The sequence below is a fragment of the Clostridium sp. AM46-21 genome (genome assembly GCF_003480025.1).
Lineage (GTDB): Bacteria > Bacillota > Clostridia > Lachnospirales > Lachnospiraceae > Coprococcus > Coprococcus ammoniilyticus.
In genome coordinates this window covers 227,763-242,304 of record NZ_QUIB01000001.1, presented here as the reverse complement: position 1 = coordinate 242,304, position 14,542 = coordinate 227,763, and the positions used below count along the sequence as shown (strand labels likewise).

Sequence of the window (14,542 nt, the reverse complement as noted above, 5' to 3'; positions counted from 1 at the left end):
CCACTGATGAATATTCATCAGTGGGTATTTTACATTTTATAAAAAACAATCTTTGATTATTCTTCTACTGGAGCTTCAACAACTTCTTCTGTCTCTTCCGGAACTGGAAGTAATGCCTTTACGCTCAGGCTGATCTTCTTTTCTTCCGGCTTGAAGTCAACAACCTTAGCTTCAATCTCATCACCAATCTTATATACATCTTCTGGCTTTGCAACGTGATCGTATGAAATCTGTGAAACATGCAGTAATGCATCAACGCCTGGCTCTAATTCAACGAATGCACCAAAGTCAGTCATACGTGCAACTTTACCTGTTACAACTGTTCCAACAGCATATTTCTCTTCTGCATTTAACCATGGGTTTGTCTCATCAAACTTTAAGCTTAATGCGATCTTGTCACCATTGATGTCCTTGATGAATGCCTTAACAGTATCACCAACCTTGAACATCTTCTTAGGGCTTTCTACTCTGCCCCATGACATCTCTGAAATATGAAGAAGTCCATCAGCACCACCGAGGTCAATGAATGCACCGAAATCTGTTACATTCTTTACTGTACCTTCTACTGTCATGCCAACTTCAATCTTTTCGAATAATTCTTTTGCAGCTGCAGCTTTTCTCTCAACAATCAGTTTCTTTCTGTTACCAATGATTCTTCTCTTCTTAGGATTGAACTCTGTAAGCTGGAATTCAATATTCTGGTCTAAGTACTTATCAAGGTTCTTTTCATATAAGTCAGATACAAGACTTGCTGGAATGAAGATTCTTGTCTCTTCGTAAAGAACATTTAAGCCGCCATTTACAACCTGAACAACCTTACCTGTAAGAATGTCACCATTGTTAAATGCTTCTTCTAACTTCTCGTTTACTTTCTCTGCTGCAACTCTCTTGTATGAAAGAGCTACCTGTCCTTCACCATCATTTGTCTTGATAACCTTAACAGTGATTGGATCCCCAACTTTTACCAACTCTGTTAAATCGACGTTTGGAGTGTTTGTATATTCATTTCTGGTAATGATACCGTCTGACTTATACTTAATATCAACTACAATCTCATCCGGCTTAACACCGATAATTGTACCGTCGATAATCTCTCCCTGTCTGATTGATGCCTTGCTTTCATCATTTTCTAACATCTGTTCAAAACTTAACTCTGCCATGCTACTATGAACCTCCTTAATAATATAATTTGGGGTAGATGCCCCCGCAGTAATACCTACCCTACTAACGGATTCAAAAGTAGTCAAATCCAAATCAACGAGTGTCTGTATATAGTAAGTATTCTCACATTCTTGTTTACTAATATCATATAGCTTCTGAGTATTAGAACTGTTTCGACCACCTATAATGATCATAGCATCTACAGTCTTTGCAATATCTCTTGCTTCCGTCTGTCGAACTGCCGTTGCATTACAGATTGTCTCATGAACAACCACATTATACAATTTTTTTCGAATAATATCAACAATATCTTTAAATTTATTCTTATTAAAGGTGGTTTGTGATACTAAACTGAAGTTAATATGCTCAAAATCCGGCTCATTTTCTATATTTTTCACCAAATTTTCCGCTTCTGAAACGCTTTGTACTGTATATGATTTCGTCTCACACCAGCCAATTATACCCTCAACTTCCGGATGATCTTTATTTCCAACAATGATTATGCGGTTCCCTTTTTGGCTCTCATCCTGTACGATCGTATGGATTTTTTTCACAAACGGACAGGTTGCATCTACCACATTGACATGTCTGGTTTCTAACTGTTCCATGACATCTTTTGATACTCCATGCGACCGGATAATAACCGTTTCATCTTCCTGCTGATCAAGCTCTGCAAGATCTTCGATCACCAATACTCCCTTTTTTCTCAGATCCTCGATTACTTCTTCATTATGAATGATCGGGCCATAGGTATATACATGCTGTTTCCCGGCTTCTTTATACGCTGTATCAACGGCACGTTGTACCCCAAAACAGAATCCGGCCGACTTTGCTAATATAATTTCCATATTTTGTCCATACTCCGGTTTTATTTTTCTGCGATGCTGATGATCTTAGCTACAACCTCATCGATACCAAGATCTGAGCTGTCAAGATATACAGCATCATCTGCCTGCTTTAACGGCGCGATTGGACGTTCCATATCCTGTTTATCCCTTGTAATAATATCAGCTTCGATCTTATCAATATCCGGTGTTTCACCCTTTGCTATCAGTTCATCGTATCTTCTCTTTGCACGAACTGCAGAAGAAGCGGTCAGATAGATCTTTACTTCTGCATTTGGAAGAATGTTTGTACCGATGTCTCTACCATCCATAACAACATCATTTTCTCTTGCAAGCTTTCTCTGAAGATCTAACAGTTTTTCTCTTACACATGGGATAGCAGATGATTTGGATGCCATGTTACCCACTTCTTCTTTTCTGAGGCTTCCGGTTACATTCTCACCATTCAGATATACCTGCTGTGCATGATCTTCATAACAGATTGTGATCTCAATCCCTGTTATCTCATTAGCAACTGCATCTACATCCGTTACATCGATCTTTGCATTCAATAATGCAAGTGCAACTGCACGATACATTGCTCCGGTATCTACATAAATATATCCGAGTTTTCCTGCTACCAATTTTGCTATTGTACTTTTTCCTGCTCCTGCAGGTCCATCAATTGCTATATTCATTTTTTCTCTCCTTTTATCTATTTACTTTATTAACTTTCTTCTGAGCATGCAAGTCCTGCCAGATATCCGGTCGACCATGCTATCTGCAGATTAAATCCGCCCGTCAGTGCATCTACATCCAGAACCTCCCCTGCAAAATACAGGTGATCTGCAAGCTTCGATTGCATCGTTGAAGGATCAACCTCTTTTACATTGACACCGCCTTTTGTAATGATTGCCTCATCAAAGCCGCGAAGCCCCTGAAACGAAAGCGTAAAATGTTTGAGTACGGTTACTAAATTCTTCCGTTCTTCCTTTGTGATTGAATTCACCTTCTTATATGGATCGATTTCTGAACGTTTTATAACTACATCGATCAGTTTGACAGGAAGCAGATCACCAAGCGAATTATGAAAATCTTTATTTGTATATTTACTAAAATCCCGAAGAATACGATCATCCAGCATTTCTTCCGTCATTGCAGGCTTCAGATCGATATACATACTTAAATCTTTATCCAGATATTTGTGAAGATATGCAGATGCCTTTATTACCAGAGGGCCGCTGATGCCAAAATGTGTAAACAAAAGTTCTCCCTGTTCTTCAAACAGACACTTCCTACCACATTTTATCACAAGCTCTACATTTTTTAATGATAGTCCCATAAGTTCTTTGCAAAATTCATTCTTTAATTCAAATGGAACAAGGGATGGTAAAGGCACTTTGATCGCATGACCGGCGCTCTTTGCAAACCGGTAACCATCTCCGGTCGATCCGGTAAGCGGATACGATATCCCGCCAGTTGTTATGACGACTGCATCTCCATACACATCTTTCTTTCCATGTGCCGTCTTGATCTGTACGCCTTTTACTACCTGATCTTCTATAATAAGCTTCTGAACTTCCGTCTGTAGTTCTACTGTAATCTCCTGATTTCGGTTTAATTTCGTTTTTAATACTCCGATCACGTCAGATGAATGATCGCTGACCGGAAATACACGATCTCCGCGTTCTACCTTTGTCTTTAGTCCAAGTTTCTCAAAGAAATCAATCGTCATCTGATTATCAAAGGTATAAAACGGACTGTACATGAATTTACTGTTTGTTGTCACCGACTGAAAAAAGCGGTCTGCATCCCCTGCATTTGTCAGGTTGCATCTCCCCTTACCTGTAATGAATAACTTCTTTCCAAGGCGATCATTCTTTTCAAATAATACAACCTCGCAGCCATTTTCCGCAGCTGTGATCGCAGCCATCATGCCGGCCGCACCACCACCGACTACTATTATTTTTTTCATTGCATCATCCTCTTTAAACCTTCATTCGATATAGTCACTAGCAGTCTGTAGCTTTCTTTTAACTGTAGCTCCGGGGTGATATGGTCAATCGAACGTCCGTCTTCCTTTGCCAGAATGATATTCATATTATAACTTCTTCTGAAATCAAGTTCTTTTAATGTCTTGCCGACCCATTCCGGTCGAACCGAGATCTCTGCTACATTGATGTCATCCGAAATCTCAAAGAATTCCAGAAAATTACTGCATAAGAGCTTTCTTGCAACATTGATTCCGGCATCCTTTTCCGGATAGATAACTTTATCCGCTCCGATCTTGGACAGGATCTTTGCTGCTTCATCGTTATTCGATTTAGCAAGAATATATGGAACGCCCAGTTCTTTTGCTGTTATGATCGTCATTGCACTGGCTTCCAGATTATTACCCATTGCAACTACAACACCATCCATATTCTCAAGTCCTGCTTCTTTCAGGCTCTCTGTCTCACATACATTAACCGTCACTGCACATGTAACCTGTGATGAGATCCGCTTCACACATTCAGGATTACTGTCGATTGCCAGAACCTGCGCACCGGACTCCATCAAAGTAAGGGCAACATTCGTTCCAAATCGTCCAAGTCCTACTACCGCAAATGATTTTTTCATACTTTTCTCCTTATCCAACGATCACATCTTCTTCCGGATAATGAAGAAGCCGATGTTTTCCGTTTTGTGTATTAAATGCTACCACCATAGATATCGGTCCAACTCGTCCAATATACATACAGATTATAATAATGATCTTTCCTGCCGTGTTCAAAACAGGAGTCAGATTTCTGGATAAGCCAACTGTGCAGACGGCACTTGCCACTTCATACAGAGCATCCAGCAGATTCACATCATTTGTAGCCAGCAATAATATCGTCATAATAAATATCGTACTCATACTTAAGAATACAATTGCAACTGCTTTTTTTACAACGGATACCGGAATGCTTCTCTTAAAAACCTCTGTATCCTCATGGTTTCTGATCATGGCAGCAAAGGTATAGAAAATAACTGCGATGGTTACGGTCTTCATTCCTCCTGCCGTTCCAACCGGAGAACCGCCAATCATCATAAGAAGCACTCCAAAGAAAGCTGTCACCGGTCGAAGTGCCACCTGAGATACTGCCGCAAATCCCGCCGTACGGAATGTTACCGACTGAAAAAAAGCATTTAATATCCGGTCTTTTTCGGATAAATTACCAAGAGTGTCCGGATTGGAACGTTCAAGGAAATAGATAACAATTGTACCGCCGATCAATAACAGCAATGTCATAAAAATCGCGATCTTCGTCTGCAAATGAACGCCATTCCATGCCGACCGGATACTGCATCTCTTTGTACGGATTCTTCGAAACGCTTCAACCGTATCCCACCATACAATAAATCCGATTCCGCCCATAATGATCAGAAACGACGTATTCAGCATCATCAAAAGATTGGAATGATATGAAATCAGACTGTCCGCACCCATAATGTCGATACCGGCATTACAAAATGCTGAAACAGCATGAAATACCGAAAACCAGATTCCCTTTAAAAATCCGTATTCTCTGCAATAATAAAAACTGTAAATAAGTGCTCCGATCCCTTCGATCAGAAATGTTCCTTTTATTACTTTTATCGTAAACTTCAAAAGTCCCTGCTTGCTGTTCAGGTTAAATGCATCCTGCAACAGCATTGTACTTTTCAAGGTTATCTTCATTCTTAATAACAACATAAACAGTGTGATGATCGAAACGATTCCGAGTCCGCCGATCTGGATCAAAATTAAAATCACACCTTTGCCAAACAAACTCCAATAGGAAAATGTATCAACGACTACCAGACCTGTCACACATACGGATGTCGTCGATGTAAAAGCAGCCGTCAGAAGATCTGTCCATGTTCCGTTTGCAGATGCAATCGGCAATGATAATAATATCGTTCCTACAATAACTGTAATCAGAAAGCCCAGTGCTATAATTCTCGTTGTTGTAAGATAATTCCGGTTCACATATTTCTTCTTATTCATGATATTTCCCTAGACCTCTATTCAAAACAATCCCCTGCCTCTGCTATATCTGACAGATAACAAATTCATGATATAAACATGGGAAGATACAGACCGGATACCACCAGTCTGCTCTTCCCATAGTATACCTGCATATGTCATTTTTCAAACGACATAACACTTTATAATCTTATACCGGATATGCCTTATCCTCTTTGTTTACAAGTGTTGCATCAACCTTTGTTTTCTTTGCTTCTCTTAACTTGAAGAAATCAACAGCAACCTGTGGGAACAATGCATATGTTAATACATCTTCATCCTGTTCCTTGTACTGGATCATTTCTTTCTCGATCTTACCAAGCTCATTTTCAAGAAGATCAGCAGGACGACATGTGATAGGCTCCTGATCACCGATTACTTTCTTTCTAACTTCTGGATCAACCGGCTTTACAGACTGACCATACTCACCAGCAACAAGTGCCTTTGCTTCCTTTGTACACATCTTGTATCTCTCGCCTGTAACAACATTTAATACAGCCTGAGTACCAACGATCTGACTGGATGGTGTAACAAGAGGTGGTTCACCGAAGTCTTTACGAACTCTAGGAACTTCTTCCAGAACCTGTTCAAACTTGTCTTCTGCGTTCATTTCCTTTAACTGTGATACAAGGTTTGATAACATACCACCTGGTACCTGATATAATAATGTCTTAACATTAACACCAAGAACCTTTGGATTCAGAAGACCAGACTTAATCCACTCTTCTCTTAATGGTCTGAAGTAATCAGCGATCTCAGCGAGAAGGTTCTGATCAAATCCAGGATCATATGGTGTACCTTCAAATGTCTTAGCCATAACTTCTGTTGCAGGCTGGCTTGTACCAAGTGCTAATGGTGAAATTGCTGTATCAATGATATCACATCCTGCTTCAACAGCCTTCATGTATGTCATGGAAGCTACACCTGATGTATAGTGTGTGTGAAGCTGGATTGGAAGGGAAGAACCTTCCTTTAATGCCTGAACAAGCTCGGTTGCCTTATATGGAACAAGAAGGCCTGCCATATCCTTGATACAGATAGAATCTGCACCCATATCCTCAATTCTCTTAGCCATATCTTTCCAGTAATCAAGTGTATAAGCATCACCTAATGTATAGGAAAGTGCAACCTGTGCATGACCTTTTTCCTTGTTACATGCCTTAACAGCAGTTTCAAGGTTTCTGATATCATTTAAGCAGTCGAAAATTCTGATAATATCAATACCATTTGCGATTGACTTCTGAACAAAATACTCAACCACATCATCTGCATAATGACGGTAACCAAGAATGTTCTGGCCTCTGAATAACATCTGAAGCTTTGTATTCTTAAAACCATCTCTTAATTTTCTAAGTCTCTCCCATGGATCTTCCTTAAGGAATCTGAGACATGCATCGAATGTAGCACCACCCCAGCACTCAACAGAATGATATCCAACCTTATCCATCTTATCGATGATTGGAAGCATCTGTTCTGTTGTCATACGGGTAGCGATCAGTGACTGATGCGCATCACGTAATACAGTTTCGGTAATCTTAACCGGTTTCTTTTCTGCCATTTCGAACCTCCTGAATATATTCTCATATGATTATGATCATTACTGTACATTAAAGATTGCAAGGAATGTTCCTGCTGCAACTGCTGTACCGATAACACCTGCAACATTTGGTCCCATTGCATTCATCAGAAGGAAGTTCGTAGGATCATACTGGGAACCTACCTTCTGAGAAACTCTGGCTGCCATAGGTACGGCAGATACACCGGCTGAACCGATCAGCGGATTAACCTTACCCTTTGTTACCAGACACATTAACTTACCAAATAATACACCGGCTGCTGTACCGAATGCAAATGCGATCAGACCAAGTAATACGATCTTTAAAGTACTGATCTTTAAGAAAGCTTCTGCACTTGTACTTGCACCAACAGATGTACCAAGTAAGATAACTACGATATACATCATAGCATTGGATGCTGTCTCTGTAAGCTGTTTTACAACACCACACTCACGGAACAGGTTACCTAACATCAGCATACCAACCAGTGGTGCTGTTGTAGGAAGGATCAGAACAACTACGACTGTAACGATAATTGGGAAAAGAATCTTTTCCAGCTTGGTTACAGGACGAAGCTGTGGCATTCTGACCAGACGCTCTTTCTTTGTTGTAAGTGCTTTCATAATAGGTGGCTGGATGATTGGAACCAGTGACATATAAGAATATGCTGCTACTGCGATTGGTCCAAGTAATGTACCACCCATTCCAAGTTTACCGGCAAGGAAGATAGATGTAGGACCATCTGCACCACCGATAATAGAAATAGCTGCTGCTTCCTTACCATTGAATCCCATCAGGAAAGCAAGGAAATATGCGCCGTAGATACCGAACTGTGCTGCAGCTCCAAGAAGAAAGCTTGCAGGGTTTGCGATTAACGGGCCAAAATCTGTCATGGCACCTACACCCATGAAGATCAGTGAAGGAAGAATACTCCATTCATCCAACATGTAGAAGTAATGTAATAATCCGCCTTCTGCCATTATATCTGGAAACATGTTAACAAGTAACATACCAAATGAGATTGGTACCAGAAGAAGTGGCTCAAAACCAAACTTAATTGCAAGGAACATGAAAACGAACGCTACAAGGATCATAACGTAATTTTTCCAGTCAAGACTTGCAAAACCTGTCTGATTTGCTAAATTTGACAATACGTCAACTATACTACTCATTTAGTCGTTCCTCCTATCAGATTTATACAAGTACAGCATTAGTTCAGAGTTGCTAATGTATCTCCTGCTTCAACAGTTGCACCTGATGCAACGTCGATGCTTGCTACTGTACCATCTTCCGGAGCAACAACTTCGTTTTCCATCTTCATAGCTTCAAGGATCAGAATAACCTGTCCCTTCTTAACTGCATCACCAACATTTGCCTTAACATCAAGGATCTTGCCAGGCATCGGAGAAGCAACCTTAATGGAACCTGCGCCTGCTGACTTAGCTGCCGGTGCTGGTGCCGGTGCTGCCGCTGGTGCCGGTGCAGCTACAGGAGCTGCTGCAACTGGTGCTGCTACAGGGGCAACGCCACCTGCTAATTCTTCAACTGAAACATCATATGATGTACCATTTACTGTAATTCTATAATTCTTCATCGATATATCCTCCTATTATTATCTCTTAATACGTCTGATCGGACGTGTCACAAGCTTATCTTTGCTTGGATACGTTGTATATGCATTCTGTCCTGCTGATGCAGTAGCAACTGCGGCTGTGATAACTGCAACCAGTTCAGAATCATTCATTACGCTTTCACCTGTTTCTGTCTTAACGATGTCAACAATCTGTCCTGCCGGTGCAGATCCTGCATCTTCTGCCTTTGTCTCAGCAACAGGCTCTGTCTTAGCTGCTTCTGCTGCTTTTTTAGCTGCCTTCTTGACTGCTTTTGCTTCTTTATCAAAGAAGCCAGGAACAAATTTTAACAGATAGATGATAAATGATATAAAGATAAGAACACAGAATACAGTTGCCATACCGATCAGGGTGTTGGTTCCGGCTGCCTTCATCTTATCTTCAAATGTCATGTTTGCTGCAATCTCAACATCAGTTGACTTATATGGGTACATACCCTGTGAAGAAAGGGCTTCATCAGCCTGCTCTTCACTGTAACCATACTGATTCATTAACTGATATCTCTGTAAGTTATATGTTGCACTGTTGTCTACAAATGTTACCTTGATCAACGCTTCTTTTTCTGTACAGTCAGCATAAAGAGTAACGATTACATTTCCTTCTGTTTCTGCAATCTTGTATTCACCTGTGAAATCTTTAAACTCACCGCACTCATCTCCGATATTACGGAAAGACTTAACTGCTTCAATCTCATTCTCAGAAATTCCTGCATCAGAGCCTGCTTCTACAACATAGTTGTAGGTCTCATCTGCGCTTGCATATTTCTGATATGTCTCACAGGCATCTTTTGCTACCTGAGCGATCTCCTGATCGTTATAAGCAAATTTTACTCCGTTATCATCAGAAGCACTACATCCGGCAAACATAAAAGTAACAGCTAACATAGAAACTATTAATAATAATTTTTTCTTCATTTAGTTGTCACTCCTTTTATATAGTACTGTGCTTCTTATAAGGTCTCATCTCTTCCTTTGAAAGGAGCATCTGGATCGCTGCGATCACTCTCTTTCTTGTAGCATCAGGCTCGATGATATCATCAATATATCCTCTGGATGCTGCTGAAGCTGCTCCTGAAAGAGCTGCAACATATTCTGCTTTCTTTTCCTTGATGAATGCAAGCTTGTCATCTGCTGCTGCAAGCTCATCTTCATACATAATCTTAACTGCCATCTCAGGATCCATAGTACCGATCACTGCATCCGGCCATGCGTATACCATATCTGCTCCGATTGCCTTGGAGTTCATAACTGTATATGCTGTTCCATAAGCCTTGTCCATAACAACTGTAACCTTTGGAACGGTTGCATCTGCATATGCATTTGTAAGCTTTGCAAGAGCCTTTGAGATTGTCTTCTCTTCTTCAACTGTTGCAGCAAAGCCTGTTACATTTACAAGTGTAAGAACAGGAATGTTAAATGCATCACAGAAATCTACAAATTCTTCTGCCTTATATGCACCTGCTGTTGTGATCGTATCTTCCTGATTACCAACACAGCCAACTGTGATACCATCCATACGGATCAGGGCTGTAACAACATCTCCTGCATATTCCTTCTTCATCTCAAGTACAAGAGAATCATCAGCGATATTCTGAATCACTGCTCTTGGATCATTCTTGTATGAATCAAGATTTGGGATAATTCTGTTTGGATTGTCATTTGCAGAAGCTTCCTTGTCGTCCAAATTGCAGCTTGGAAGAACTTCAACCAGTGCACGGATCATACCAAGTAATTCTTCTTCTGTCTCAAATACACCATCTACATTTGCTGTATTCTCACTTACATAATCAGCTGCGGAAGTATCTAACTTTGTAATATTGTTCTCTGCTAAAGCGTTTGGAGAATTTACAAATAACTTTGCGCCTTCCTTTGTCATGAAAGTGAAATCAGATAATGATGGAACAAGGGAAGCACCGCCGCCACATGCACCAAAAACAGCTGTGATCTGAGGAATAACACCTGAAGCCATAACCTGCTTACCATATACTTCACCAAATGCATTCAGTGCATCTGTAGCTTCCTGAAGTCTGAGTCCTGCACAGTCAATCATACCGATGACAGGTGCGCCCATCTTCATAGCCATGTCATAAATTTTTGCAATCTTCTTGGCATGCATCTCACCAACGGAACCGCCTAAAACTTTAGCGTCCTGGCTGTATACATACACTAAATTGCCATTGATAACACCATATCCGGTGATAACACCATCTTTTGGAGTATCCTTATCCTGAATGTTAAAATCAGTATTTCTTGCTTTCACATAAGCACCGATTTCAACAAAGCTTGCGTCATCAAGCAATGCATTAATTCTATCGCTTGCTGACAGGGTGAGTTTGTTGCTCATTTCTAGCCCTCCATTAAATTTATTTTTAGGAGTTACATAAAAGTAATTCCAAATTTATGCCGATTTTATTGTAAAGCCTTTACGAATTTATTTCAAGTAAAATTATCATTACGACACAGTTTTTTCAAGCACTTTTTAACAATCGAACATCCCTACTAATTTTACTTAAAAAACAAAAGGGGAAAGTGGAAGTAATTGTCAGAAAATACCCCATTTTCCCCATAATTGTCTGTTTTGTAGTTAGTTGCTCATAACTATACAGCTTTTAATTTTATATTAATCCTTCAGGACATTTTTGTTTGATATCAGATAATCAATCAGTGAAATGATCGTTAATACAAGTGCAGCATAAATCAGCACCTGGTCAATCACAAATATCACTTTCCCTCCAAGATTACCGATTAGAAAACAAACCATGACCATCTGGACAACAGTCTTTAATTTGCCCCAGATACCAGCCGCAATAACAACACCCTTTTCTGCTGCGATCAGCCGGAATCCGCTAATGATAAATTCTCTCGCAATGATGATAATAACGATCCATGCAGGAATCCGTCCCTGATCAACTAATGCAATCATCGCAGAACATACCAGAAGTTTATCTGCTAACGGATCCATGAACTTTCCAAATGTTGTGACAAGATTACATCTTCTTGCGATCTGTCCATCTAATGTATCCGTGATTGCCGCAGCGATAAAGATACCAAGTGCAATCCATTTGGCTGCTGCAAAATCAAGATACATAAACACAACAAAAAATGGAATCATTATAACTCTCAATATTGTTAATTTGTTTGGTAAATTCATTCTATCATCTCCCCTGTCAGATCATATTCATTCGCATCTGTAATCCGAACCTGTACAAAGGTACCGGACATCAGCTCATATGGTGCATCAACAAATACCATACCATCTACATCGGGCGCATCCCGATAAGTTCTTCCGACATATACATCGTCTTCTGCAACATAGCCTTCGATTAGTACTGTAAGGCTCTTGCCAAGCAGCTCCTGATTCTTGTCGTATGATACTTCCTGCTGCAATGCCATTATATCATCCCGCCATTTTTCTGCAACCTCATTTTCAATCTGATCAGGAAATGATGCTGCCGGAGTTCCTTCCTCCGGTGAATATGTAAACACACCCAGACGGTCAAATTCTGACTCATTCACGAATTCCATAAGCGCCTCATGATCTGCTTCTGTCTCACCCGGGAAACCAGCAATCAGTGTCGTACGGATTGCGATATCAGGAATCCGGATCCGAAGCTTTGCAATCAATTCCACAATATCCTTTTTACAGGTACGTCTTCCCATGTGTCGCAATACAGAATCTTCTGAATGTTGGATCGGTATATCGAGATAATGACAGACCTTTTCTTCCTCTGCGATCGTATCGATCAGCTCGTCTGTGATCTCCTCCGGATAGCAGTACATCAAACGTATCCACTTGATTTCCTCGATCTTGCAGAGTTCATGTAATAATTTTGAAAGTGTCTTTTCACCATACAAATCCACTCCATAGAGTGTTGTTTCCTGTGCAACAAGGATCAGTTCTTTTACTCCCTGTGCAGCAAGCTCTTTTGCAGATGCCAGAAGCTGTTCCATCGGAATACTTCTGTATTTTCCTCTGATATATGGGATTGCACAGTAAGTACACATTTTTCCGCAACCCTCTGCGATCTTCAGATATGCCATAGAAGCGCCGGTCGTAACGATACGTCCGCCAACTGCCTCCGGCATATAATTGATATCTGTAACAAAGGAATGTTCTTCTTCAGATCCGATTGCATCCACGATCGCATCATAATTTGCAGCTCCGACAATTGTATCAATCTCCGGCAGTTCTGCAAGAATATCGTCCTTATACCGCTGTGACAGGCAGCCGGTAACGATCAGCTTCTTTAATGATCCTGTCTTCTTCAGCTCTCCGTATTCTATTATCGTATTAATACTTTCTTCCTGCGCATCTTTGATAAATGCACAGGTATTGATAACAACTGCCTCTGCCTCATGTTCATCATTTGTGATCTCATGTCCTGCCTTATGCAGAAGTCCGAGCATTACCTCACTGTCCACAAGGTTCTTATCGCAGCCCAATGATACCATCAATACTTTCATATATGTTCTTTCCTCAGGTTATTTTATATTGATCGAATCTACACAGTTATGCATAAGCATTGCGATCGTCATAGGACCAACTCCACCCGGTACAGGAGTAATTGCTCCTGCAACCTTGCTTGCTGATTCAAAATCAACGTCGCCGCATAATTTGTTATTCTCATCTCTGTGTATTCCGACATCGATCACGGTTGCGCCCTCTTTGATATAGGATGCATCGATCATCTTCGGTCTGCCGATCGCAACTACAAGAATATCTGCACGCTTACATACCTCTTTCAGATCCTTTGTCTTTGAATGACAGATCGTAACCGTTCCATTCTCGCGTAATAACAGCATAGCCATCGGTTTGCCTACGATATTGCTTCTGCCGATCACGACACATTCTTTTCCTGCGATCACGATTCCGGAACGCTTTAAGAGCTGGATCACACCAGCCGGTGTACAGGATACAAATCCAGGCTGACCGATACTTAATGCTCCAACGCTCATCGGATGGAAGCCATCAACATCCTTTAATGGTGAGATTGCTTTAATGATCTTGTCCTCATCGATATGTTTTGGAACCGGAAGCTGTACCAGAATTCCATTTACAGCATCGTCCTTATTCAATTTATCGATCAGTTCTAACAGTTCTTCCTCCGTTGTCTCTTCCGGAAGCTCATAAGACAAAGAATCAATGCCGATATAGGCACATGCCTTTTTCTTATTGCCGACATATACGGAAGATGCCGGATCATTTCCTACCTGGATAACTGCCAGACAGATCTTTACACCTTTTGCTGAAAGCTCTGCAACCTGTTCCTTTAATTCATCTTTTATCTGTTTTGATATTGCTTTTCCATCAATCAGTTGAGCCATATTTGATTTATTCCTC

13 protein-coding genes are annotated in these 14,542 nt (G+C 40.6%); all 13 read right to left on the bottom strand.

Annotated features, from left to right (window positions below; all coding sequences use genetic code 11):
* Window positions 1-56 precede the first annotated feature (56 nt).
* The 13 genes from DW959_RS01135 to folD all read right to left on the bottom strand — a co-directional run bounded on the left by DW959_RS01135 (window position 57) and on the right by folD (window position 14,526).
* Window positions 57-2,009 (bottom strand): bifunctional 4-hydroxy-3-methylbut-2-enyl diphosphate reductase/30S ribosomal protein S1, encoded by a 1,953-nt coding sequence (locus tag DW959_RS01135; protein WP_118615013.1) that lies wholly within the window; start codon window positions 2,007-2,009, stop codon window positions 57-59.
* A gap of 20 nt (window positions 2,010-2,029) precedes the next feature.
* Window positions 2,030-2,683, bottom strand: coding sequence for a (d)CMP kinase (cmk, locus tag DW959_RS01130; protein WP_021943814.1), 654 nt, complete (start codon window positions 2,681-2,683; stop codon window positions 2,030-2,032).
* Between the two features lie 29 nt (window positions 2,684-2,712).
* A complete protein-coding gene (locus DW959_RS01125; protein WP_118615010.1) occupies window positions 2,713-3,960 on the bottom strand; it encodes an NAD(P)/FAD-dependent oxidoreductase in 1,248 nt (415 codons plus the stop codon).
* Entirely contained in the window at window positions 3,957-4,604 is a 648-nt protein-coding gene (locus DW959_RS01120) for a TrkA family potassium uptake protein (RefSeq protein WP_226801005.1), read from the bottom strand. The genes DW959_RS01125 and DW959_RS01120 overlap by 4 nt, the downstream gene beginning before the upstream one ends.
* 10 nt (window positions 4,605-4,614) lie before the next feature.
* Window positions 4,615-5,997 (bottom strand): potassium transporter TrkG, encoded by a 1,383-nt coding sequence (locus DW959_RS01115; RefSeq protein WP_021943811.1) that lies wholly within the window; start codon window positions 5,995-5,997, stop codon window positions 4,615-4,617.
* Between the two features lie 169 nt (window positions 5,998-6,166).
* Entirely contained in the window at window positions 6,167-7,573 is a 1,407-nt protein-coding gene (locus DW959_RS01110) for an oxaloacetate decarboxylase subunit alpha (protein ID WP_008400767.1), read from the bottom strand.
* 39 nt (window positions 7,574-7,612) lie between these two features.
* Window positions 7,613-8,743 carry a sodium ion-translocating decarboxylase subunit beta gene (locus tag DW959_RS01105; RefSeq protein ID WP_008400766.1) on the bottom strand — a complete coding sequence of 377 codons (1,131 nt, stop codon included), beginning with the start codon at window positions 8,741-8,743 and terminating at the stop codon, window positions 7,613-7,615.
* 38 nt (window positions 8,744-8,781) lie between these two features.
* Entirely contained in the window at window positions 8,782-9,165 is a 384-nt protein-coding gene (locus tag DW959_RS01100; RefSeq protein WP_008400765.1) for a biotin/lipoyl-containing protein, read from the bottom strand.
* Between the two features lie 18 nt (window positions 9,166-9,183).
* Window positions 9,184-10,116, bottom strand: a complete 933-nt coding sequence (locus DW959_RS01095; RefSeq protein WP_118615007.1) for an OadG family protein — start codon at window positions 10,114-10,116, stop codon at window positions 9,184-9,186.
* 16 nt (window positions 10,117-10,132) lie between these two features.
* Complete coding sequence (locus DW959_RS01090; protein WP_118615004.1) at window positions 10,133-11,545, bottom strand: carboxyl transferase domain-containing protein; 1,413 nt, start codon at window positions 11,543-11,545, stop codon at window positions 10,133-10,135.
* A gap of 276 nt (window positions 11,546-11,821) precedes the next feature.
* Window positions 11,822-12,352 (bottom strand): CDP-diacylglycerol--glycerol-3-phosphate 3-phosphatidyltransferase, encoded by a 531-nt coding sequence (pgsA, locus tag DW959_RS01085; protein WP_118615001.1) that lies wholly within the window; start codon window positions 12,350-12,352, stop codon window positions 11,822-11,824.
* Complete coding sequence (gene rimO / locus DW959_RS01080) at window positions 12,349-13,665, bottom strand: 30S ribosomal protein S12 methylthiotransferase RimO (protein ID WP_118614998.1); 1,317 nt, start codon at window positions 13,663-13,665, stop codon at window positions 12,349-12,351. Before rimO ends, pgsA begins: the two co-directional genes overlap by 4 nt.
* Before the next feature lie 18 nt (window positions 13,666-13,683).
* A complete protein-coding gene (gene folD / locus DW959_RS01075) occupies window positions 13,684-14,526 on the bottom strand; it encodes a bifunctional methylenetetrahydrofolate dehydrogenase/methenyltetrahydrofolate cyclohydrolase FolD (RefSeq protein WP_117807603.1) in 843 nt (280 codons plus the stop codon).
* Between the last annotated feature and the right edge of the window lie 16 nt (window positions 14,527-14,542).